General features: G+C 67.6%; 22 protein-coding genes and 1 pseudogene. 15 read left to right on the top strand and 8 right to left on the bottom strand.

What is annotated here, in order from left to right:
• Nucleotides 1-1,062 (top strand): alpha/beta hydrolase, encoded by a 1,062-nt coding sequence (locus ACP696_RS18860; protein ID WP_426044162.1) that lies wholly within the window; start codon nt 1-3, stop codon nt 1,060-1,062.
• Between the two features lie 151 nt (nt 1,063-1,213).
• Entirely contained in the window at nt 1,214-2,209 is a 996-nt protein-coding gene (locus tag ACP696_RS18865) for an NADPH:quinone oxidoreductase family protein (RefSeq protein ID WP_426044163.1), read from the top strand.
• Here the strand turns inward: ACP696_RS18865 and ACP696_RS18870 are convergent.
• Complete coding sequence (locus tag ACP696_RS18870; RefSeq protein WP_426044164.1) at nt 2,206-3,264, bottom strand: histidine kinase; 1,059 nt, start codon at nt 3,262-3,264, stop codon at nt 2,206-2,208. The genes ACP696_RS18865 and ACP696_RS18870 overlap by 4 nt on opposite strands.
• 263 nt (nt 3,265-3,527) lie before the next feature.
• On the opposite strand from ACP696_RS18870, the gene rpmH reads away from it, so the two are divergent.
• The 5 genes from rpmH (at nt 3,528) to ACP696_RS18895 (ending at nt 7,469) form a co-directional block, all read left to right on the top strand.
• Nucleotides 3,528-3,662, top strand: coding sequence for a 50S ribosomal protein L34 (gene rpmH, locus ACP696_RS18875; RefSeq protein WP_035043203.1), 135 nt, complete (start codon nt 3,528-3,530; stop codon nt 3,660-3,662).
• 111 nt (nt 3,663-3,773) lie between these two features.
• Complete coding sequence (gene rnpA, locus ACP696_RS18880) at nt 3,774-4,220, top strand: ribonuclease P protein component (RefSeq protein WP_426014283.1); 447 nt, start codon at nt 3,774-3,776, stop codon at nt 4,218-4,220.
• Between the two features lie 7 nt (nt 4,221-4,227).
• The gene (gene yidC, locus ACP696_RS18885) at nt 4,228-6,093 is read left to right on the top strand and encodes a membrane protein insertase YidC (RefSeq protein WP_426030367.1); all 1,866 of its coding nucleotides are present in this window, start codon (nt 4,228-4,230) and stop codon (nt 6,091-6,093) included.
• Nucleotides 6,093-6,737, top strand: a complete 645-nt coding sequence (gene yihA, locus ACP696_RS18890) for a ribosome biogenesis GTP-binding protein YihA/YsxC (RefSeq protein WP_426014281.1) — start codon at nt 6,093-6,095, stop codon at nt 6,735-6,737. Before yidC ends, yihA begins: the two co-directional genes overlap by 1 nt.
• Before the next feature lie 234 nt (nt 6,738-6,971).
• A complete protein-coding gene (locus ACP696_RS18895; RefSeq protein WP_426014280.1) occupies nt 6,972-7,469 on the top strand; it encodes an ASCH/PUA domain-containing protein in 498 nt (165 codons plus the stop codon).
• Nucleotides 7,470-7,541: 72 nt separating this feature from the next.
• Here the strand turns inward: ACP696_RS18895 and ACP696_RS18900 are convergent, their stop codons facing one another.
• The 4 genes from ACP696_RS18900 to ACP696_RS18915 all read right to left on the bottom strand — a co-directional run bounded on the left by ACP696_RS18900 (nt 7,542) and on the right by ACP696_RS18915 (nt 11,133).
• Nucleotides 7,542-7,994 (bottom strand): chemotaxis protein CheW, encoded by a 453-nt coding sequence (locus ACP696_RS18900; RefSeq protein ID WP_426014279.1) that lies wholly within the window; start codon nt 7,992-7,994, stop codon nt 7,542-7,544.
• Between the two features lie 283 nt (nt 7,995-8,277).
• Nucleotides 8,278-8,400 (bottom strand): cytochrome bd-I oxidase subunit CydX, encoded by a 123-nt coding sequence (gene cydX, locus ACP696_RS18905; protein WP_426014277.1) that lies wholly within the window; start codon nt 8,398-8,400, stop codon nt 8,278-8,280.
• Between the two features lie 12 nt (nt 8,401-8,412).
• Nucleotides 8,413-9,555 carry a cytochrome d ubiquinol oxidase subunit II gene (gene cydB, locus ACP696_RS18910; protein WP_426014275.1) on the bottom strand — a complete coding sequence of 381 codons (1,143 nt, stop codon included), beginning with the start codon at nt 9,553-9,555 and terminating at the stop codon, nt 8,413-8,415.
• 12 nt (nt 9,556-9,567) lie between these two features.
• On the bottom strand, nt 9,568-11,133 hold the full coding sequence (locus tag ACP696_RS18915) for a cytochrome ubiquinol oxidase subunit I (protein ID WP_426014273.1): 1,566 nt from the start codon (nt 11,131-11,133) through the stop codon (nt 9,568-9,570).
• Nucleotides 11,134-11,258: 125 nt separating this feature from the next.
• On the opposite strand from ACP696_RS18915, the gene cydD reads away from it, so the two are divergent.
• The 5 genes from cydD (at nt 11,259) to ACP696_RS18940 (ending at nt 17,381) form a co-directional block, all read left to right on the top strand.
• Nucleotides 11,259-12,902: a thiol reductant ABC exporter subunit CydD gene (cydD, locus tag ACP696_RS18920; RefSeq protein WP_426014271.1), complete on the top strand. Its 1,644-nt coding sequence runs from the start codon at nt 11,259-11,261 to the stop codon at nt 12,900-12,902.
• Nucleotides 12,899-14,521, top strand: a complete 1,623-nt coding sequence (locus ACP696_RS18925; RefSeq protein WP_426044165.1) for an amino acid ABC transporter ATP-binding/permease protein — start codon at nt 12,899-12,901, stop codon at nt 14,519-14,521. The genes cydD and ACP696_RS18925 overlap by 4 nt, the downstream gene beginning before the upstream one ends.
• A gap of 33 nt (nt 14,522-14,554) precedes the next feature.
• On the top strand, nt 14,555-16,036 hold the full coding sequence (locus tag ACP696_RS18930) for a PAS domain S-box protein (protein WP_426030359.1): 1,482 nt from the start codon (nt 14,555-14,557) through the stop codon (nt 16,034-16,036).
• Entirely contained in the window at nt 16,029-16,643 is a 615-nt protein-coding gene (gene fixJ / locus ACP696_RS18935) for a response regulator FixJ (protein ID WP_426014264.1), read from the top strand. Before ACP696_RS18930 ends, fixJ begins: the two co-directional genes overlap by 8 nt.
• Nucleotides 16,644-16,733: 90 nt before the next feature.
• Nucleotides 16,734-17,381 (top strand): helix-turn-helix domain-containing protein, encoded by a 648-nt coding sequence (locus ACP696_RS18940; RefSeq protein ID WP_426044166.1) that lies wholly within the window; start codon nt 16,734-16,736, stop codon nt 17,379-17,381.
• Between the two features lie 48 nt (nt 17,382-17,429).
• Here ACP696_RS18940 and ACP696_RS18945 read toward each other — a convergent pair whose 3' ends face one another.
• Nucleotides 17,430-18,278 carry an aldose 1-epimerase gene (locus ACP696_RS18945; RefSeq protein ID WP_426044167.1) on the bottom strand — a complete coding sequence of 283 codons (849 nt, stop codon included), beginning with the start codon at nt 18,276-18,278 and terminating at the stop codon, nt 17,430-17,432.
• Nucleotides 18,279-18,412: 134 nt separating this feature from the next.
• On the opposite strand from ACP696_RS18945, the gene ACP696_RS18950 reads away from it, so the two are divergent.
• The 3 genes from ACP696_RS18950 to ACP696_RS18960 all read left to right on the top strand — a co-directional run bounded on the left by ACP696_RS18950 (nt 18,413) and on the right by ACP696_RS18960 (nt 21,827).
• On the top strand, nt 18,413-19,561 hold the full coding sequence (locus ACP696_RS18950; RefSeq protein ID WP_426044168.1) for a CaiB/BaiF CoA transferase family protein: 1,149 nt from the start codon (nt 18,413-18,415) through the stop codon (nt 19,559-19,561).
• Nucleotides 19,558-20,673 carry a CaiB/BaiF CoA transferase family protein gene (locus ACP696_RS18955; protein WP_426044169.1) on the top strand — a complete coding sequence of 372 codons (1,116 nt, stop codon included), beginning with the start codon at nt 19,558-19,560 and terminating at the stop codon, nt 20,671-20,673. Before ACP696_RS18950 ends, ACP696_RS18955 begins: the two co-directional genes overlap by 4 nt.
• Nucleotides 20,674-20,783: 110 nt before the next feature.
• Nucleotides 20,784-21,827, top strand: a complete 1,044-nt coding sequence (locus tag ACP696_RS18960) for an SMP-30/gluconolactonase/LRE family protein (protein ID WP_426014254.1) — start codon at nt 20,784-20,786, stop codon at nt 21,825-21,827.
• Nucleotides 21,828-22,162: 335 nt separating this feature from the next.
• Here ACP696_RS18960 and ACP696_RS18965 read toward each other — a convergent pair whose 3' ends face one another.
• On the bottom strand, nt 22,163-22,417 hold the full coding sequence (locus tag ACP696_RS18965; protein WP_426044170.1) for a glucokinase: 255 nt from the start codon (nt 22,415-22,417) through the stop codon (nt 22,163-22,165).
• A 76-nt stretch (nt 22,418-22,493) separates the two neighbouring features.
• Nucleotides 22,494-22,590 (bottom strand): annotated as a pseudogene (locus ACP696_RS18970) (IS5/IS1182 family transposase); the annotation flags it as partial.

Raw genomic sequence — 22,590 nt, forward strand, 5'->3', positions numbered from 1 at the left:
ATGGCCGATCCCGCCGTCCAGAAGTTCATCCTCAAGGCCCTGATGTCGCTGCCCAGCCCGGTGCTGCGAGCGATGTCCGGCGGCGGTGTGGTCTATCGTGGCGGGCGAACCCTGGATCCGCGCTTCCAGTTCCTCAGCCACGCGGCGGCCAAGATGCCGTCGATCACCAGCCTGGCGCCCGACGAGGCACGGGCCGCCAGCGCCCGAGGCCTGGCCGCCATGAGCGGGCCGCCCGAGCCGGGCGTGCGCACCGAAAACCTCTCAATCGATGGGCCTGTGTCCAGGGAGGCTAGTGTAGCCCCCTTGAACCTGCGCGCCTATCGCCCGGCCGACCAGGACAGCGGCGCGCCCCTGATCGTCTTCGCCCACTTTGGCGGAGGCGTGATCGGCGACCTGGAAACCTGCGACGCCTTCTGCGGGATTCTGGCGCGGACCTGCCGCACGGCGGTGATCTCGGTTGACTACCGCCTGGCGCCCGACCACCGCTTCCCGGCCGGGCTGGATGATGTGCTGGCCGCCTACCGCTGGTCACGCGACAACGCCGCTCGCTTTGGCGCGGCGCCGGGAACGGCGGCGATCGGCGGCGATTCCATGGGCGGTAACTTCGCGGCCATCGTCGCCCAGGAAATGCAGCAAACGGGCGAGGCCCAGCCGGCCCTGCAGCTGCTGATCTATCCCGCCGTCGATGTGGCCAGCGAGACAGCGTCGATGAGCACCTATGGCGACGCCTATCCGCTGAGCCGGCCGATCATGGACTGGTTCATGGGCCACTATATGGGTCCGGACGCCAATCCGGCCGATCCGCGTCTGTCGCCGGACAAGACCGAGGACCTGACCGGCCTGGCGCCGGCCGTGGTGATCACCGCCGGGTTCGACCCGCTGGTCGATCAGGGCGAGGCCTACGCCAAGCGCCTGGCCGCCGCCGGCGTGCCGGTGACCTACCGCTGTTACGACGCCCTGGCCCACGGCTTCACGGCGTTCACCGGGGCCGTGCCGGCGGCCGACGCGGCGTGCCGGGAGATCGCGCGGCTGGTTCGGGCGGCGCTCGAGGCGCGGGTCTAGGTCTTTTTTATCCGCTCATCCCGGCGAATGCGGGACCCAGATGGAAGAGCTCAACAGTGGGTTCCATGATCTCAGCGCTTTTCCAATTACCCAAACGCCATGGGATCTCGATCCCGGCATTCGCCGGGATGAGCGGAATTTGGGGGCGCGCATGAACAGCACCATGCGCGCCCTCGTCGTCGAGACCCTCGCCCCCGACTTCGCCGGCTGCGCGATCCGCGACGTGCCCACGCCAACGCCCGGCCCAGGCGAGGTGCTGGTCGCGGTGAAGGCCGCTAGCGTCAACTTCCCCGACCTGCTGATGACCCGCGGCGAATACCAGTTCAAACCGCCGCTGCCCTTTACCCCAGGCCTGGACGTCGCCGGCGAGGTGGTGGCGCTCGGCGAAGGCGCCACGGGCTGGAAGATCGGCGACGCCGTGGTCGGCGGGGCGCGGCTGGGCGGGTTCGCCGACTATGCGGTGTTGAGCGCCGAGAGCCTGAAGCCCAAGCCCGCGCGGCTGTCGTTCAGCGAGGCGGCGGCCTATGGCGCGGCCTATCTGACCGCCTATGTCGCGCTGGTGCGCCGGGCGCGGCTGGAGCCCGGCGAGTGGGTGCTGGTCCACGGCGCGGCTGGCGGGGTGGGCCTGGCGGCCGTGGACCTGGCCAAGGCCCTGGGCGCGCGGGTGATCGCCGCCTCGGCGTCCGACATCAAGCTGGCGGCGATCGAGCGACTTTACGCCCCCGACGCTGTCGTCAATGTCACCGACGGTTTCCGTGACCAGGTAAAGGCGATCACCGGCGGGCGAGGCGCCGACGTGATCTACGATCCGGTGGGCGGCGACGTGTTCGACGAGAGCGTGCGGTGCATCGCCTTCGACGGACGGTTGCTGGTGATCGGTTTCACCGCCGGCCGGATTCCGACAATCTCGGTCAACATGCCGCTGATCAAGGGCTTTTCGGTGATGGGCGTCAGGGCCGGCGAGTATGGCCGGCGGTTTCCGGAAAAGGGCCGGGAGAACCAGGCGGCGATCTGGAGAATGGCCGATGAGGGCGTGATCTCGCCGCACGTCCATGCGGAGCTGCCGCTGGCGCGCTGGCGCGAGGCGTTCAACCTGTTGGCCGAGCGCCAGGTGATCGGCAAGGCCGTGATCCGGCCTGACCTCTAGGCCCCGGCCGCGTTCTTGGCGAGGAAGGGCACCCAGGCCTCGACCAAGACGCCGGGCAGGCCCTGGGTCAGGGTGACGTGGCCGTTCAGGAATTCCAGGCGCAGGCGCATGCCGGCCAGGCCAACGCCACCGGTCAGCGAATCCTCGCTGGCCAAGCCAACGCCGTAGTCGCGGATCGACAGAAGCACCATCTCACCGGCCAGGCGCAGGCTGATCGTGGCCATGGAGCTGCCCGAGTGCCGGTGGACGTTCGCGAGGGCTTCCTGGGCGACGCGATAAAGCGCGATCTCGGTCGCCGCGTTCATCTTGGGAAAATCGTCGGCGATATCGATGCGCATCGACAGGCTGGTGCGCCGGGCGAAACCGTCGATCAGTTGCCGCAACGCCAGGCCCAGGCCCAGCTCCTCCAGGGCCGGCGGATGCAGCACATAGGACAGGCTGCGAATCTCATCCAAGGCGCTGGTCAGCAGGGATTTCACCTCCATGCGGATTTCCTCGGCGCGCCCTTCCACCTTCTGGTTGCCCAGCATCAGATTGGCGCCGGTCAGGTATTGGGCCGTGCCGTCGTGCAGTTCACGGGCGATACGGCGGCGTTCGTCGTCCTCGGCATGCAGTAGCGCCGCCGTCGCCCGGCCAAGGGCGGCCTGGGCGCGGCGCTGGGGGGTGATGTCTTCGTGCGACACGATCAGCAAGGGCTTCTCGCCCTCGCCAACCCTGACGGCGGAAAGCCGGACCCAATACCGGCCCACCGCGCCGCCGGTTTCGTATTCGAGCCGAAAGGGACTCGGCTCGTTGCCCCACAACGCCCGAAGACCCTCGTCGATGGCGGCGCTGTCGCTCGCATGGAGGGCGTTGGGGAGCGACATGTAATCCGCTCCCAGGCCAAGGTTTTCCAGGTCGAAATCACTGAGCGTGACGAAATGGGCCCAGGCCTCGTTCACCGCGACGATGCGGCCGTCGCTGTCCAGGATCGCGATATTGGAGGACAAGGCGTCGAGCATCGAGCCCGGCAGGGCCGGATCGGAAGCGTCACCGATGCCCTGAACCACATGCATGCCTTGTCGTCCCGTGCCCGTTTGATCCGCCGACAGACCGACAGCGCCCCAAACCCTGCCCCAATCATCGGTTGGGATGAATTATCGCGCAACCGGTCTTGGAGCCTGGCACAGGGAGGCGAACCGGCGCCGCGCGGGCTCGGAGCCTCACGGACCTAAGAGTCGGGACTCATGTTGACAGCGCCCGCCCCTTCCCTTATCCACCGCCCCTCACTCGCGGGGGCCTAGCGGCTTCCGCGCCCAACTAATATCGGAGCCACCTCGTGAAGCGGACATTCCAGCCGTCGAAGCTCGTGCGAGCCCGCCGTCACGGCTACCGCGTGCGTATGGCCACCAAGAACGGCCAAAAGATCGTCGCGCGTCGCCGCGCCAAGGGCCGTAAGCGCCTGACGGCCTAACAGACTTCCTCCCTCCTTCTTCGCAAGAGTGGGCGGGATCAAGACCATGACAGAAGCCGCCCTTTCCTCGAAACAGGCTCAGCGCCTGCACCGGAAAGGGCGGCTTTTTTCATGACCGAAGCCCAGCTTCCGTCCCAGACCCCGGCGTCCGTGAAGATCGAGCGCCTCAAGAAGCGCCCTGAGTTCCTCAAGGCCGCCAAGGCCCCGGCCCTGGCGCGTGGCGCGGTGTTCATGCAGATGCGCCCCCGTCACGACGACGATCCGCAAATCCGCGTGGGATTCACCGCCACCAAGAAGATCGGCGGCTCGGTTCAGCGAAATCGCGCCAAAAGACGCCTGCGCGAGGCCGCCAGGCTACTTCTTCCCCTTCATGGTCGCCCTTCGTGCGACTATGTGTTCATTGCTCGCGGCGGCACCGGCCAGCGGGCTTGGGGACGTTTGCTTGACGACGTTAAAACCGCGCTGATAAGCCTCGCCGCCGACCTCGATCGCGCGGGCCCGGGTCAGCAGCCCGCTCCGCACGCCCCCACCGCGTCCGATTCCTCCGTTTCTGGTTAAGTCATCCATGCAGCCGAACGACAACAACAAGAACACGCTGATCTTTCTCGTCTGCGCGTTCGCGATCCTGATTGGCTACAACTTCTTCTACATGGAGCCGCAGCAGAAGAAGGCCGCGGCGGCCCTGCAGGCCAAGAAGATCGCCGAAGCCCAGGTCGCGCTGCAACCCGGCATGACGCTCGGCCCCAACGGCGCGCCGCAGTCAGTGAAGCTGTCGCGCGAAGACGCCAAGGCCCAGAGCCCGCGCATCGCCGTCGACACCCCGGCCCTGTCGGGCTCGATCGCCCTGAAGGGCGCTCGCATCGACGACCTCTGGCTGAAGCGCTACACCCAGGAGCTCTCCAAGACCTCGGCCCCGGTCGAGCTGTTCCGCCCCGAGGGGATGGAGTTCGCCTGGTTCGCCGACTTCGGTTGGGTAGGCTCCAACCTCCCCGGCCTGCCCACCGCCCAGACCGTCTGGACCGCAGCGCCGGGACAGGTGCTGCGCCCCGACACGCCCGTCACCCTGACCTACGATAACGGCCAGGGCCTGGTGTTCACCCGCCTCATCTCGGTCGACGCCGATGCGATGTTCACCGTCACCGACGGCGTGCGTAACCAGGCCGGCGCGGCTGTGGCCCTGGCGCCCTACGCCTCGGTGCAACGCCAAGGCATCCCGGCCACCCTGGGCAAGACCCAGATCGTCTACGAAGGCGGCATCGGCGTGCTCGGCGGCGTGACCGACGACAAGTACATCCTGCAGGACAAGGCCAAGTACCCCAAGTGGAAGAAGGACAAGCCCGATCAGAACGACCTGAAATCCAAGGGTGGCTGGATCGGCATCACCGACAAATACTGGCTGTCGGCGCTGATCCCCGACCAGTCCGAGATGATCAGCGGTCGGTTCCGGGTCACCCAGTCGCGCGGCGTGGACATCTATGAGTCCAACTTCCTGGGCGCCACCCAGGCGCTGAACCCCGGCCAGACCATTACCCACAGCACCCGCCTGTTCGCCGGCGCCAAGACCGTGCCGCTGATCACCCGCTATCAGTACGGCGGCAAGCCTGTGGTCTGGTGGAAGTTCTGGGACCGTCCCAAGGTCGAGATCCCGCGCTTCGACTGGGCCGTCGACTGGGGCATGTTTTCGTTCTTCACCAAGCCGATCTTCAATATCCTGGAGATCTTCTACAAGCTGGTCGGCAACTTCGGCGTCGCCATCCTGCTGCTGACCGTGACCCTGAAGCTCATCCTCTTCCCGCTGGCCGACAAGAGCTACGAGTCGATGGCGAAGATGAAGAAGATCGCCCCCGAGGTCGAAAAACTGAAGGTCAAGCACAAGGAAGATCCGGCCAAACAGCAGCAGGAAATGATGGCGCTGTACGGCAAGGAGAAGATCAACCCGATGATGGGCTGCGTGCCCATGCTGATCCAGATCCCGATCTTCTATTCGCTGTACAAGGTGCTGACGGTGACCATCGAGATGCGGCACGCGCCGTTCTTCGGTTGGATCAAGGACCTGTCGGCGCCCGAGCCGACCACGCTGTTCAACCTGTTTGGCCTGATCCCCTGGGACCCCTCCACCCTGCCCTTCCTCGGCGCCTCGATCGCCCACCTGGGCCTGTGGCCGATCCTCTACGGGATCACCATGTGGCTCACCACCTCGATGAACCCGCCGGCCGGCGACCCGATCCAGCAGAAGATTTTCCAGTTCTTCCCGCTGATTTTCACCTTCACCCTGTCGGGCTTCGCCGTGGGCCTGGTGATCTACTGGTGCTGGAGCAACGTGCTGACCATCCTGCAGCAGTACATCATCATGCACCGCTACAAGGTCGAGAACCCGATCGACAAGGTGATCGACCGTCTGCGCGGCAAGACCACCGCCGAGGCGACCTGATGATCGACGAACTCGCCTTCACCGACGACGAAATCGAGACAGCCCGCGTGCTGTTCGCCCAGCCTTGCCTGTTCATGATGGGCGCGGTGAAGATGGACGGCATGCCCACGTCCGACTTCCCGGAAGTGGCCTTCGCCGGCCGCTCCAATGTCGGCAAGTCCAGCCTAATCAACGGCTTGGTCAACCAGAACCACCTGGCCCGGGCCTCGAACTCGCCTGGCCGCACGCGCGAGGTCAATTTCTTCGTGCTGGCCGAGCAGCTGCGGCTGGTCGACCTTCCGGGCTATGGCTTCGCACGGGTGTCCAAGACCGTGGCCGACAAGTTCCAGGACCTGGGCCGCGCCTATCTGCGTGGGCGGGTGAACCTGAAGCGGGTCTATCTGCTGATCGACGCGCGCCATGGCCTCAAGGCCGTGGACACCGAGGCCCTGGACGCCCTGGACGTGGCGGCGGTCTCCTACCAGATCGTCCTGACCAAGGCCGACAAGATCAAGCCGGCCGAGGTCGAGGCCGTGGTCACCGCCACCCAGAAGGCCATCGCCAAGCGGCCTGCCGCCTTCCCAAAGGTGCTGGCCACCTCGTCCGAAAAGGGCGACGGCCTGCCGGAACTGCGCGCCGAGATCGCCCGGGTCTGTTTGGGCTAACCTAGTCCGCTTTCCCGGCGAGGGCGGGGACCCAGATCCCAAGGCGGTGTGGTTGATTGGATGAGCGCGGCGCTATTGGCGTCAGCCCCACCGCCATTCCATCTGGGCCCCGGCCTTCGCCGGGGAAACGGCGTTTTAGAGTCCACAACCCCATGCTCCCGCCTTAACCTGACAGCCCGATCCGGTGTCTGAGACCACGCCTTCCTATTTCCCGAACACCCGCAGAAGTCCCCCATGACCCGTCACGAACTGAAGACCTGGCCGCAATATTTCGCGGCCCTGCGTTTGGGCAAGAAGCGCTTCGAGATTCGCCGCAACGACCGCGAGTTCGCGGTCGGCGACGTGCTGGTGCTGCGCGAGTTCGATCCGGAGATGAACGACTATACCGGCCAGGTCGAGGAGCGGCAGATCACCTTCTTGCTGTCCGAAGAGGACTACGGCGTGATCCATGGCTTCGTGGCCATCGGCTTTGGCGAAGTGGTGCACCACGGCGACGTGCCGGCCGACGGCGCCCTGACCGCTGAGCAGCTGGCCCACTGGCACGAGACCACCGCGTCCAACGCCGCTCTTCGCGCCCAGGACTCCCGCAAGGTCGCTCAGAGCTACGCCGTCCCAACCACCGGCCGCGCGCCGATGCTGGTCTCGGCCGACCGCCACAACGCGGTGGCGGCCGCCGCGGAAGCCGAGGCGAGCTTCCACGCCGCAGCGGCGCGGATCGTGCGCGGGCAGTAGTCCACCGATCCCTGGGAATCAAAAAGGGCGGACCTCGCGGTCCGCCCTTTTTCGTTCGCGATGAAGCGAGGTCTAAGCCGCTCGGCTGACCTGGGCCGGGAAGACGTCGTCCATCTTCAGATAGGTGATCAGGCGGCTGTCCAGCGAGATGATCGCCTGGATGAAGCGCAGCTCGTCCGCGCCGAGGTCCGGAGTCGGCTGCAGGTGGTCGCGCGACACCGAGAAGGTCTCGCTGACGGCGTCCACCAAGATACCTGCCAGGCGGTCCTGGCATTCGACGACGACGATGACGTGGCGGGTCTCGGGGATGGTCACGCCCAAGCCCAGGCGGTTGCGCAGGTCGATAACGGGCATGATCGCGCCGCGCAGGTTGATGACGCCCTTCAGGAACGACGGAGCGTGCGGGATCGGGGTGGCCGGGGTCCAGCCGCGGATCTCGCGGACCGTCTTCACGTCAATGCAGAACTCCTGCTCGCCGATGCAGAACGAGATCAGCTCCAGGGCGGGTTCGGCTTGGTCGGTCATGGTCATCCCCGAGGCGAAAAGGTCTTGCGGCGAAAGGCCGAAATCCGGTTTCGCGTCGGAGGCCAGAAGAGCGCGATCGTCGTTTAATAACGGTTAATGGGGTGGTCATCGCCACGCGCCGAATTGTCGCGGAACGCCTCACAAATGCCGCTCATCCCGGCGAATGCCGGGACCCAGATGGAATGACTCCGACGCTGACGCCACAGACGCCGAGCCTATCCAGTCAGTCCAGGCGCTTGGGATCTGGGTCCCGGCATTCGCCGGGATGAGCGGTTGGAAAACTTTAATCCGGCTCGGAAACCCCAAGGTCCCCGTCATCGGTCAGGTTGAACTCGTACCAGACGCCGTTCAGCACCCCGAAGACGATAGCCAGGCCAAGGCCCAGGATCCAGGTGAAATACCACATGGCTATATCTCCTCAGTAGAGCGACGGATCGGTCTTCAGGGCGGCCGTGCTCGTCCGGCCCCACAACACCTTGTAGACCCAGGCGGTGTAGAGCAGCACGACGGGCAGCAGCACCACGACGACGATCAGCATGATGAACAGGGTCAGGTGACTGGACGATGCGTTCCAAACGGTCAGGCTGGAGCGCGGGTCGATGGTGCTGGGCAGGATGAACGGGAACATCGACAACCCGACCGTGGCGATGATCCCCGTCGCCGAGGCCGACGAGCCGCCGAACGCCAGCAGCGTGGACCGCTTCCACAACCCGAATAGGGCGGCCAAGGCGCCGGCGAAGCCGAGGATCGGTGCGATCAGCATCCAGGGATGGCGTCCGTAGTTGTCGAACCAGGCGCCCGGCGCCGCGACCGTCATGGTCCGCAACGGGTGGGACGGCGCGGCCGGGTTGATCACGCCCTCGATCCGGAAGCCCAGGCGCATGGCCAGCAGGCCCCCGACCAGGAACAGCAGCAGACTGGCGATCGCCGCGCCGGTCCCGAACCGGCGGGCTCGATCCTGCACCATGCCCGCTTCGGCCTTGACCCCCAGCCAGGCCGCGCCGTGCAGCACCAGCATGGCGACCGACAGCAGGCCGCAGACCAGGGTGAACGGGGTGAACAGGCCGAAGAAGGCGCCATAATAGGTGCTACGCAGGTCGCCATCCAGCTTGAACGGCGCGCCCTGCAGCACATTGCCGACCGCCACACCGAACACCAGGACCGGCACGAAGCTGCCGGTGAACAGCGCCCAGTCCCAAAAGGTCCGCCAACGCGAATCCGCGCGCTTTGACCGGTATTTGAAGCTCACCGGCCGCAGGATCATCGCCACCAACACAAGAAAGATCGCCAGATAGAAGCCCGAGAAGCTGACGCCGTAGACCAGCGGCCAGGCCGCGAAGATCGAGGCCCCGCCGGTGATGAACCACACCTGGTTGCCCTCCCAGGTGGCGCCGACAGTGTTGATCACCATGCGCCGCTCCTCGTCGGTCCGGGCGACGAAGGGCAGCAGCGCGCCCACGCCCATGTCGAAGCCGTCGGTCAAAGCAAAGCCGATCAGCAATATGCCCAGCAGGGCCCACCAGATGACCCGCAGGGTCGGATAGTCGAGAGGAAGGTCCATGATCTGGTTCTCCTAGGCCACGGCTTCGCCGGCGGGGGCGCCGTGGCCTGATGGGAAGGCTTCCTGCTCGGCGAACGGGCCCTTCTTGATGGTTTTGAGGATCAACCCGACCTCGACTACCGCCAGGGCGCCATAGAGCAGGGTGAAGACAACGATGCTGGTCAGGATCTGCGGCACGCTGAGGCTGGATGGCGACAGGAAGGTGGGCAACACGCCTTCCACCGCCCAGGGCTGACGCCCGACCTCGGCCAGCACCCAGCCCAGCTCGGTGGCGATCCACGGCAGGGGGATGGCGATGACCGCCAGGCGCAGGAACCATCGGGTCTCGTGCTTGCGCAGGCTCACCAAGACAAAGGCGGTGGCGAACAGGGCGATCATCAGCAGGCCGGTGCCCGCCATGATCCGGAAGGCCCAGAACATCACCGGCACATTGGGCACGGTGTCCCAGGCGGTGCTGGCGATCAGGGCGTGATCGGCCTGCCGCGGGTCGGCGATATGGCGCTTGAGCAGCAGGGCGTAGCCAAGATCGCGGCGATGGGTCTCGAACACGCCCCGCGCGGCGAGGTCGGTGGGCGTGACCTTCAGCTTCTCCAGCGCGTCATAGGCGATGACGCCGCTTTCGATGCGGGTCTCGGCCTGGGCGACCAGTTCGAAGATGCCGGCCACCGGGCGGTCCAGGCTGCGGGTCGAGATCAGGCCGAGCACATAGGGGATCTTGATCTCGGCATGGGTGACGCGGTTCTTCAGGTCAGGGATGCCGAAGGCGGTGAGGCCGGCCGGGGCGGGCTCGGTTTCCCACATGGCTTCCAGCGCCGCGAGCTTCATTTTCTGGTTGTCGGTCAGGGCGTAACCGCTCTCGTCCCCAAGCACGACCACCGACAAAGACGAGGCCAGGCCGAAGGCGGCGGCCACGGTCAGCGATCGCTTGGCGACGCTCTTGTACTTGCCTTGCAGCAGGTAGAAGGCGGAAACGCCCAGCACGAAGACCGCTGCGATCGTGTAGCCGGCGCTGACCGTGTGCACGAACTTGGCCTGAGCCACGGGATTGAAGATCACCGCCCTGAAGTCGGTGACTTCCATGCGCATGGTGTCTGGATTGAAGGCCGCGCCGACCGGGTTCTGCATCCAACCGTTGGCGATCAGGATCCAGAGGGCCGACAGGTTGGTGCCCAGGGCGACCAGGAAGGTCACGCCCAGGTGGGTCACGGGCTTCAGCTTGTCCCAGCCGAAGAACATCAGGCCTACGAAGGTGGCTTCGAGGAAAAAGGCCATCAGCCCCTCGATGGCCAGGGGCGCGCCGAAGATGTCGCCCACATAATGCGAATAGTACGACCAGTTCATGCCGAACTGGAATTCCATGGTCAGGCCAGTGGCCACGCCGAGCACGAAATTGATGCCGAACAACGTGCCCCAGAACCGCGTCGTGGTCCGCCAGATCGGCCGCTTGGTCATCACATACACGCTCTCCATGATGACCAGCATGAACGACAGCCCCAGCGTCAGGGGCACAAAGAGAAAGTGATACAACGCCGTCAGGGCGAACTGCAGGCGAGAGAGATCGACGACGGCGGGATCCATGTGGCGCTCCGGTTGTCGAGGGGCGTTCGATCGCCCCAATGACCACCCACCTCTAGACGCGTAGAGGCCAGGGCGCTTTGATCAGGATCAAGGACGCCTTCGTTCCCTTCCCCTAACTACGGTCCATGTCCGCCCGCTTCACCGCCGACCTCGACGCCGTCGCGCGGCCCTGGCTGAAGGCGATCGGTTCCGCCGGCGGGCGCGCGGGCAAGACCGCGCCGCTGTGGCTGCTGGCCGACGTTCCCGCCGCCATCGCCTTCGCCGGGGGCCTCGCACTCGGAATCGACGCCCTGCCGCGCGGTCTCCCTGCCGCCGCTCCGTGGCTGGTGTTAATCGCGGTCGCGGCCTTGGCGCGCGGCTTGCTGGCGCGTCGCGGGGCGCGGTCGGGCGCGGAGGCTGCGGCGGGCGTCAAGGCGGCGGCCCGGCATCAGGCGGTCGCCGCCATACTTGGACACGGCGCCGCGCGCCGCACCGGCGGCGAGGCGCTGTCAGCCGTGGTCGAGGGCGTGGAGGCGCTGGACGGCCACGTCTCGCGCTTCGTGCCGGCCCGATTGGCCTCGGCGGTCGCGCCGCTGCTGATCATCGCCGCCGTCGCCGTGGCCTCGCCCGTGGCGGCCGGCGTTCTGCTGTTCACCCTGGTTCCGTTCGGCCTGGTCATGGCCCTGGCCGGCGGGGCGGCGGGCGAGGAGTCGCGCCGGCAGTTTCTGGCCCTGGAGCGGCTGTCCAGTCTGTTCCTGGACCGGGTCCGCGCCCTGCCGGTGGTGCTGGCCTTCCAGGCCGAGGGCGCGGTGACGCGAGACTTGTCGCGCGCGGCCGAGGACCTGGCGGCGCGGACCATCCGCGTGCTCAGGGTGGCCTTTCTGTCGTCGGGGGCCTTGGAGTTCTTCGCCGCCCTTTCGGTGGCCCTGGTCGCGGTCTATTGCGGGTTCAACCTGTTGCGGCTGCTGCCCTTCCCGGCGCCCGAACAGTTGGACCTCAAGCGGGCTTTCTTCGCCCTGGCCCTCGCGCCCGAGGTCTACGCCCCGCTGCGCCGCTTGGCCGCCGCCTATCACGATCGCCAGGCCGCCGAAGCCGCCGCCCTGACCTTGGCCGCCTTGCCCGCTCCGACGCCAAGCCCGCCCGTCATGGTGTTCGACGCCCCGCCCGCGATCCGCTTTCAGTCGGTGACCGTGACCTACGCCGCCGGTGAGACCCCGGTGTTCGACAGCTTCGACCTCGCCATCGCCCCCGGTGAGGTCGTCGCCCTGCTGGGTCCCAGCGGCAGCGGCAAGACCACGCTGCTGAACCTGCTGCTGGGCCTGGCCCCGCTCAGCAGCGGCGAGGTGCTGATCGGCGACCAGCGCCTGTCGCACCTGGGCTCGATCGCGTCCGCCGTGGCCTGGGCCGGGCAGTCGCCGGTGGTCCTGCCAGGAACCCTCGCGGACAACCTGGCCCTGGCCCATCCAGGCGCGCGCCGCGATGAGCTCGAAGTCGCGGCGCGGGCGGTCGGCCTGACACAGGTGCTCGATGGTCGAGGCGGCCTCGACGCTCGGCTCGACGAGCGCGGCGCCGGCCTCTCCGGGGGCGAACGGCGCCGGCTGAGCCTGGCCCGCGCCATGCTCAAGCCCGCCGGCATCCTCCTGCTCGACGAGCCGACCGCTGATCTTGACGCGGCGTCGGAACAGTCCCTGCTGCCGATCATCGCCCAAGCCGCCCGGGGCCGCACGACCTTGATCGCCACCCACTCCGAAGCCCTGGCTGCGCTGGCTAGCCGCGTCGTGCGGCTGTGAGCGGTCCCCTCGCCCGGCTGGTCCGCCAGCAGCGGCGGCGCCACGCCGACGGACTGCGCCTGGCCGCCGCCTCGGCCACGATCGTCGGGGCCTCGACGGTATTGTTGCTGGGGCTCTCGGGCTGGTTCCTGACTGGCGCGGCGATCGCCGGCCTGGGAGGCCTCGCGGCGGCCCAGGCGTTTAACGTGCTGTTGCCCAGCGCCGGCATTCGCCTTCTGGCCATCCTGCGCACCGCCTTTCGCTATCTGGAGCGCCTGAGCGGCCATGCCGCCGCGCTGAAGGCCCTGGCCGCCATCCGCCCGGCCCTGTTCGCCGCACTGGCCGCGTCGCCGCCCGCCGAGGCGATGGCCCTGTCGCGCGGCGAGGCCTCGGCGCGGCTGGTGCAAGACATCGACGCCGTGGAAACCCGCTTCATCCGCCTCTCCGCGCCCTGGGGCGCCGGCGCGGCCGTGGCGTCCGGGGTGGCGATGGCGGCCGGGGCAAGCTGGGCCTCGGCCCTGGTCGCGGCGGTGAGCGTCGCGGTCTCGCTGGTCTCGAGCCGTTGGCTGGCCCGCCGCCTGAGCGTCCGCACCGGACCCGCGATCCAGCAAGCCACCGGCGCGCTGAAGGACGCCATGGCCGCCTATGTCGCCGCCGCGCCGGAGCTGCGGGTTTACGGCGTCCAGGATCGCGCGGCGGCGGAGATCGAGGCGCTGGGCGTCGACCTCGACACCCTGAGGCGCAAGGCGGTCGCCGCCCAGGGCTGGCTGGTCGTGCTGCAAGGCCTGATCCTCGGCCTCGCCGTGGCGCTGACCTTGGTTTTCGCCCAAAGCGCCGCCCAGCCGTTGGCGGCGATGGCGGGCCTGGCGGCGGCGATGGCGCTGGAAGGCTTGTCCGGCGTGACCAAGGCCTTCGAGCAGGATGCCGGGGCGGATGCGGCGGCGGTGCGGCTGGACACGGTGCTGAAACATGAGCCGAGCGAGGCGGGCGCCCGCGCCATAGCGGAGCGGAAGAGCCTGACTTTCGGGGACCTGCTGGTTGAACCCGGCGCCCGGCTGGTCCTGACTGGTCCGTCCGGCTGCGGCAAGACCACCATCCTTGAGCGGCTCCTTGGATTGCGCTCTTTTTCCAAATCCGCTCATCCCGGCATTCGCCGGGATGAGCGGATGTTACTATTATGCGCAGGCCAAGAACCAAGCGCCCAAACGCGCTCCACCTTCGCCTACGCCCCGCAGGACGCCGTCCTGATCGAGGGCACCGTCCGCGCCAACCTGGCTCTCGCCGGCGCTCACGCCGAAGCCGCGATGTGGAACGCCCTGACCGACGCCGGGCTTGAGGCTCGCGTTCGCGACATGCCCCTGACCCTGGACACCTGGATCGGCGAGAACGGCGAACGGCTCTCCGGTGGCGAGCGGCGGCGCCTCAGCCTGGCCCGCGCCCTGCTGCGCGACGCGCCCTGGCTGCTGCTCGACGAGCCTACCGAAGGCTTGGACCCGGCGACCGAGGCCCAGGTCGTCGCGCGCCTCGACGCTCGGCTCAAACGCACCGGCCAGGGCCTGATCCTGGTGAGCCACCGCGCCGCGCCGCGCGCCCTGTGCGATCAGCAACTGCCAATCGCTTCGCCCCGCGCTATAGGGTAGCCGACCTTGCGGAGCGGAGATCGCTATCACGTGATGACCACGGTTACGGCCGGCACGCTGCACAGCGACCTGCGGCCTCGGGCCTATCTGGCGGCCCTGGCTACGGTGGCGGCCTGTTGCCTGGTGCAGTTGGCCCTGCCGCCGGCGTTCAATGCGTCGTCGGCCTTCCTGCTGTTCGTGCCTGCGGTGCTGATCAGCGCCGCAGTCGGCGGTCTGGCGCCAGGGCTGTTCGCCACCGTGCTGGCGGCGGCGGCGGTGTGGGCCTTGAAGGCGCGCGGCCTGCATGACCAGGCCACGGCCCTGTCCAGCCTGGTGTTCGTGATGATCGGGGTCGGCATGTCGATCGGCGGCGGCTGGTTCCATGCCGCCCGTCGACGCGCTGCGGCCATGACCCATCATCTGCAGTCGATCCTCGACAGCGCGCCCGACGCCGTGATCGTCATCGACCCCGCCGGCCTGATGACCTCGTTCAGCCCGGCCGCCGAGCGCCTGTTCGGCTGGAGCGCGGCCGAGGCCATAGGACGCAATGTCAGCAGCCTGATGCCTGGACCGCACCGGGAGGGTCACGACGGCTACCTCGCCAACTATGCTCGCAGCCGTGAACCCAAGATCATCGGCACGGGCCGCGTCGTGGTCGGCCAGCGCAAGGACGGCTCGACCTTTCCGATGGAGCTGGCGGTCGGCGAAACCCGAGGCTCCAGCCCCTTCTATACCGGCTTCATCCGCGACCTGACGGATCGCCAGCAGACCGAGACGAGGCTGCGCGACCTGCAGACCGAGCTCGTTCATGTCTCGCGACTGACCGCCATGGGCGAAATGGCCTCCACCCTCGCGCACGAACTGAACCAGCCGCTGTCGGCGATCGCCAACCTGCTGACCGGTTCGCGCCGCCTGCTCGACCGGGGCCGGCCCGAGGATCAGGCCAAGGTGCGCGACGCGGTCGACAAGGCCTCGGCCCAGGCCCTGCGGGCCGGCGACGTCATCCACCGGATGCGCGAATTCGTGCGGCGCGGAGCCAGCGAGCGCGCGCCCGAACGCCTGTCGAAGGTGGTCGAGGACGCCGCCGCCCTGGCCCTGATTGGCGCCCGCGAGCACTTGGTCACCACCCGCCTGAAGCTCGATCCCGCCGCCGACGCGGTCTATGCCGATCGAGTCCAGATCCAGCAGGTGCTGGTCAATCTGATCCGCAACGCCGTCGACGCCATGGCCGACTCGCCGCGCCGAGAACTGACCATCGCAAGCCAGCGCCTCGACAGCGACTCCGTCCAGGTGAGCGTCACCGACACCGGTTCGGGCATCAATGACGATTTCCGCGAGCGCCTGTTCCAGCCATTCATGACCACCAAGGCCGAGGGCATGGGGGTAGGCCTGTCGATCTCGCGCTCGATCATCGAGGCGCACGGCGGGCGCATCTGGGCCGACGCCAATCCCAAGGGCGGGACGGTGTTTCATTTCACCCTGCCGCCCCAGCACGACCACGCACGACACGACGATGAAAGCCCGATCAATGAGTGAAGCCGTGATCCACCTGGTCGATGACGACGAGAGCGCCCGCGAGGCCCTGGCCTTCCTGCTGGAGGCCGCCGACTTCGCCGTGGTCAGCCACGCCTCCGCCCTGGCGCTGCTCGACGCCCTGCCGCTCGATGGCGCCGGCTGCGTGATCACCGACATGCGCATGCCCGACATGACCGGCCTGGAGCTGGTCCGTGAACTGAACAGTCGCGGCTCGCGCGTGCCCGTCCTGATGATCACCGGCCATGGCGACATCCCCCTGGCGGTGGAGGCCATGCGGGCCGGGGTGATCGATTTCATCGAAAAGCCGTTCGGCGAGGCGCGGATCCTCGACGCCCTGACCCGGGCGCTGGCCGCGGGACCGACGCCGGCCTCCACTGCGGCCTCCGACGACAGGACCCTGGTCCTGCAGAGGCTGGAGACCCTGTCCGAACGCGAGCGCCAGGTGCTGGATGGCGTGGTCGAGGGGCAGCCCAACAAGGTGATCGCCCGCGACCTGGGGATCAGCCCTCGAACGGTCGAGATCTATCGCGCCAAGCTGATGGCCAAGATGCACGCCGACAACCTGGCCGCGCTGGTGCGGATGACGCTGTCGGCGCGGCAGGGGTAAGCCGTCCTAGGTATTCGCCCTTAGGCGTCGGTCACGACTGTACCGCCCGACCGCGACGCGAGACAGTGACGGCGCTATCGGGAGATCGCCATGCTGTCCGTGATCCACGCGCCCACCCTATCGCCTGCCCGCCCACCGCCGGCCCTTGTCCTCGACGGCCTGCATCTGAGCCACGGGCGCGACGAGACGATCTTCCACCAGGACCAGTCCGCCGACCGGGTCTTTCAGTTGATCTCGGGGTCCTTGCGCACCTGTCGGATCCTGCGCGATGGTCGCCGGCAGATCGAGGCCTTCCACTTCCCTGGCGACGTCTTTGGACTGGAGAGCGGCCCGACCTATCGGGCCAGCGCCGAGACCCTGTCCGAAACCCTGGTGCGCGCCATGCCGCGCGCCGCTCTCGACAACCTGGCCGCCGAGCGCGGCGACGTCGCGCGCCGGCTCCTGGAACTGACCACCGACAGCCTGCGCCGCAGCCAGGACCATGCGCTGACGCTAGGCCGCCGCGCCGCTTGCGAACGGGTAGCCGCCCTGCTGCTGGACCTCGCCGAACGGACGGGCGCCCAGGCCTTGCTCGATGTGCCCATGACTCGCCAGGACATGGCCGACTATCTGGGCCTCACCATCGAGACCGTCTCGCGAACCCTGACCCAGTTTCAGCACGACGGGCTTATCGCCCTGCCGGCGGCCCGCAAGGTGCTGCTACGCGACCGCGCGGCCCTGGAAGCCATGGTGGATTGACGAAGTCTCTAGATGTTCGAGACCGCGTGCCGCGAGATCGAGGAACGCTCATGCCGAGGCGAATTTCATCCACACCGACATCGTCTCGCCCGGCGCCAGGATCCTGATTCCACTGTCCTTGCCCCCGAACGGGTCAGGACGGTTGGCGACCGGCTCGACGCAGATGAAGTCGGCGCCCGGCGGCGAATAGACGTGGAGCCAACGGCATTCGGGCGAGGCTGTGACGGTGGTGGTCGCGCCGTCGGGGCCCGTCAGCGTCGCCACGCCGTTCCAGCCTGTGTAGCAGTTGTCGATCAGGCTTTCGACGGCGGTCAAGGCGCCGGCCGCCCAATCCGAGCGCCAAGCGCCCTCGACGAGCGTGGTGGGCAGGCAGTCTTCGTCGATCATCCACACACCGGTGACCCCCGCCCTCAAGCGCTCGCCGGCCGGGGCCGGAAAATACGGATGGAACCCCAAGCCGGCGGGCATCGCCGCGTCGCCGGTATTGGTCACCGACAGCTCGATGCGCAAACCGTCGTCAGCGAGATGGAACCGCTGCTCGGCGCGATAGGCCCAAGGCCATTCACCGAGGGCGTGTTCGAAGACCAAGACAGCTTCCACATCACTCGCAGACTCCACCGTCCAGGGCGCGCGCCAACCTTGACCGTGCAGGGCGTGCGGATGGTCCCCCAGGTTCGGCGACAGCGACACCTCATGGCCGGCGAAACCGAAGCAGCCGTTCGGAATGCGGTTGCAATAGGGGACGAGCGGGAAACACCCCGCGTCCAGAACCTCGGTCGTCCCGGCGGGCGTGGGTCGCGTCACGTCGCGGTCGTCCCAGGTGAAACGCCCCAAGGCGCCGCCCAGGCCAGGCAGTATCTCGACGCGAGCGCGGGCGGTCTGCAGGACGACGGTCATGGGATCTCCGACGGCGGCGTTGTCGAGCGGCTTGCTACGTCCATCGCCGCGCGGAAACAAGCGGCCTTCCCTCACGTCGCCCTAGGCGCGACCGGCGGGCCGTCGCATCATCGCCTCAAGCAGAGGCGGAGCGCATGAACAGACCCCTGAACGGCGTGCGCATCGTGGCGGTCGAGCAGTACGCCGCCGGGCCCTATGGCACCCAGCTGCTGTGCGAGCTGGGCGCCCAGGTGATCAAGATCGAGGCCCCGTCCCTGGGCGGCGACATCAGCCGGGGCCTGGGTCCCTACTTCCTGGGCGACGGCGACAGCCAGTTCTTCCAGACCTTCTCGCGCGGCAAGCAGTCGGTGGCGCTGGAGATCAAGACGCCGGAGGGCCGCGCCGACTTCGAGCGCCTGGTGGCCGGCGCCGACGCGGTGGTCAACAACCTGCGCGGCGACCAGCCGGACAAGCTGAAGATCACCTTTGACAGCCTGAAGACGATCAAGCCCGCGATCGTCTGCGCCCATCTGTCCGCCTACGGACGGGGCAATAGTCGCGAGGCCTGGCCGGGCTACGACTATCTGATGCAGGCCGAAGCCGGGTTCATGACGATGACCGGCGAGCCGGACGGACCGCCGGTGCGGTTTGGCCTGTCGATGGTCGATTTCATGACCGGCTCGGTGTTCGCCCTGGGGATCGTTTCGGCCATCCTCGGGGCGCGGGCCAGCGGCATCGGCTGCGACGTCGACGTGTCGCTGTTCGACGTGGCCCTGCACCAGACCTCCTATCCGGCGGTGTGGGCGATGAACGAGGGCTATGTCGTCGGACGGCCGCCGCGCGGGGCCCATCCATCGATCAGCCCGTCCCAGCGGGTCAAGACCCAGGACGGCTGGGGCATGTTGATGTGCCAGACGCAGCGGTTCTGGGAGGTCTGGTGCGATCTGGTCGAGCGGCCGGACCTGAAGACCGATCCGCGCTTCCTCGACATGCCAGCGCGCCGCGCCCATCTCGACGCCCTGACCCCGATCCTCGACGCGATCATGGAGACGCGCACGGGCGCCGACTGGATGACCTATCTGGGCGGCCGCGTGCCGTTCGCTCCGATCGTCGACCTGGCTGACGCCCTGGATAACCCCTTCGTGGCCGAGGTGGCCATGCGCGACCACATCGACCATCCGGCTAGGCCCCAGGGCCTGCACATGCTGGCCTGCCCGATCAAGGTCGATGGCCAGCGCATGCCCGCCGCCCGCGCCCCGGCCATGGGCGAGCACAACGGTCTGCTGCGGGGTGACGACCGATGAAGCTCGACGGCGTCAAGGTGCTCGACCTTTCCCTTTTCCTGCCCGGTCCGATGCTGACCCTGATGATGGCCGACCACGGGGCCGACGTGATCAAGATCGAGCCGGTCGGCGAAGGCGAGCCCAGCCGTCATATCGGCCTCTCGACAAACGGCCAGACCGTGTGGTTTCGCAACACCCATCGCGGCAAGCGCTCGGTGCAGCTGGACTTGAAATCCGCTCAAGGCCAGGCCGCGTTCTGGACCCTGGCCAAGGAAGCCGACGTTCTGGTCGAGGCCTTTCGGCCCGGCGTGGTCGATCGCCTGGGGGTCGGCTACGAGGCGGTCAAGGCAGTCAATCCGGGGATCGTCTATTGCTCGATCAGCGCCTTTGGCCAGACCGGCCCCTATCGCGACCGGCCCGCCCACGACCTGGCCGTCGAGGCCCTGGCCGGGCTCGTGGCGCTGAACGAGGGCCAGGACGGCAAGCCCGCCATGCCCGGCCTGATGGCGGCCGACGCCCTGGCCTCGCTGACCGCCCTGTCCGGCGTGTTGATGGCGCTCTATCGCCGGACCCAGACGGGTCTGGGCGACCATCTCGACGTCGCCATGCTCGACAGTCTGATGGCCTGGACGCCCAACGCCACCGGCCCGGTGTTCGCCCAAGACCGCGCCAACGTCCCCAAGGCCGAGCGCTCCTGGGGCGGGGCGGCGATGTTCAACCTGTATGAATGCCGCGATGGCCGCTGGATCGTGCTGGGAGGGTCGGAGGTGAAGTTCGCCGCCGCCCTGCTCGAGGCGCTGGGGCGGTCGGACCTCTTGGACCATGCCCGCCAGCCGCCCGGTCCCGGCCAGGAGCCCCTGCGGGTGTTCTTTCGCGAGACCTTCATCACCAGGACCCAGGCCGAATGGGAAGCCTGGTTCGAAGGGCGCGACATCTGTTTCGCCCCGGTCCGCACCCTGAAGGAGGCTTTCGCCGACCCCGCAGTGGCGGCGCGCGGGATGATCTGGCGCGATGCGGCGGGAAACGCCGTGGTCGGCACGCCGCTGCTGTTTCGCCAGGAACCCGGACGTCCGGACCCCAAGGCGCCGGGCCTCGACGAGCACGCCGGCCAGGTGTGGCGCACGCTCAGCTAGGATCGGATCGCGGCCCAACCCGATCACGCGATGACAACGATGGACATTCGCGCGCCTCCCTCGATATGCAGGGTCTGAAGGCGACGCGCGTTCGCCGGAGGAACCGATCCGTGACCCAGCACCCGCCCCTCGCCCTGAGCCGCCGTCGCGCGCTCGCTGGTCTCGCCCTGACCGGTTTTGCCGCCACGCCCGCCTTCGCCCACGCCGCTACCTATCCCGTGGTCGGCAAGGTCGAACGCCTGGACCCCGCCCTGGACGCCCTGATCGACGCGGATGCGCCGGTCGAGCAGGTGCTGGACGGCTTCACCTGGAGCGAGGGCCCGGTCTGGGTCGGCGGCAAGGACGGCTTCCTGCTGATCTCCGACGTGCCGGCCAACCGGATCCTGCGCTGGTCGCCCCCCAGGGGCGGAAAAGGCGGCGGCAAGGGCGGCGGCGCGGTGTGGCTGACGCCGTCCGGCTATGCCGGACCCGCCACGGGCAGCCTGCGCGAGGCCGGCTCCAACGGCCTGATCCTGGCGCGCGGCGGCTTGGTGATCGGCGACAGCGGCAACCGCTGCGTCTCGTTCATCGACTTGAAGACCCAGAAGAAGACTGTCCTGGCCGCCAGTTTCGAGGGCAAGCGTCTCAACAGTCCCAACGACCTGGTCCTGGCCCGCGACGGCGCGATCTATTTCACCGACCCGCCTTGGGGCCTGAACGGCGACTGGGCCTCGCCCTATCGCCAGACCGACTATTCGGGCGTTTACCGCCTGGGCCCTGACAACGCCCTGACCCTGATCGACAAGACGATCGAGCCCAACGGAATCGGCCTGTCGCCCGACGGCTCCACGCTTTACGCCACCGACCGCAAATCGGGTTGGGTGGCCTGGGACCTCGACGCCAAGGGCGGCCCGACCGGGCGCCGGCCCTTCGTCGACCGCGCCGCCACCGGCATAGCGGGCGGCGATGGCTTGAAGGTCGATAGCCGCGGGAATCTCTGGGCCTCGGGCCAGGACGGCATCTCGATCTTCACATCCGCGGGGCGCCGCCTCGGGATCATCCGCGCCGACGATGTCATCTCCAACTGCGAACTGGCCGCCGACGGCCACCTCTACATGTCCTCCAACCACCGCGTGCTGCGGGTGAAGGTGAAAGCGCGGAAGCTAACCGTCTGACGGGGGCGAAGCGACGCCATCGCTCGCGCGGCAAATACGGCCCCAGGAGGACCGAAATCGGAATATCGTGAAGAAGAAAATGGCGCGCCTGGAACGATCCGAACGTCTGACTCTCAGATTCGTATAATAGACTGGCGCCTTTCCAGTATATACAACACCTTACGCTTGGCTACGATAACCCCGTATCACCAAATGTGATTTGCTGAAAATCGTCGTGTTGGGTAGCATGTTCTGGCGCACCCACATTGAGACTGATTTTCCACTTTCCCCGGAAGGCCGCGACAAGCTTTCGGTCGAGAACGGTCCTGCAACCGCCAACGGCGCGATGCGAACGCTTAGAGCGATCTACAACCACCAGCGCCGGCCTCAAAGAGGGTCGACAGACCCAGCAGGCCGCAGTTCCGTTCAGTGACAAGGAAGAGCGGAATGTCTGCCACATAGTCCGCCATTCGACCTTTCGCCTCGAAACATGAACGGCAGCGGTGCTTGTTGAAGTGCTCGCCCCAACTCAGGATCATCGGATTGAAGATGTAGACGCCGCTCCTTGCGCCGGCTGTCAGCGACAGGTGCCTGCGACGACGCCGAGCCATTCGGAAAACAGCCAAACGCTTCGCGCGTCACTGCGTCATTGGTGTCTACCGCCGCTAGGCCGTAGTGACGATTTAGCTATTTGAGCCATAGCATGATGGCGGCGAGGGTTACGAAGCCCATGAAGGTGGTTGCAAGCTTGTCGTACCGGGTTGCGATGCGGCGGAACTGCTTG

This window comes from Caulobacter sp. DWR3-1-2 (assembly GCF_049896225.1).
Taxonomy (GTDB): Bacteria; Pseudomonadota; Alphaproteobacteria; order Caulobacterales; family Caulobacteraceae; genus Caulobacter.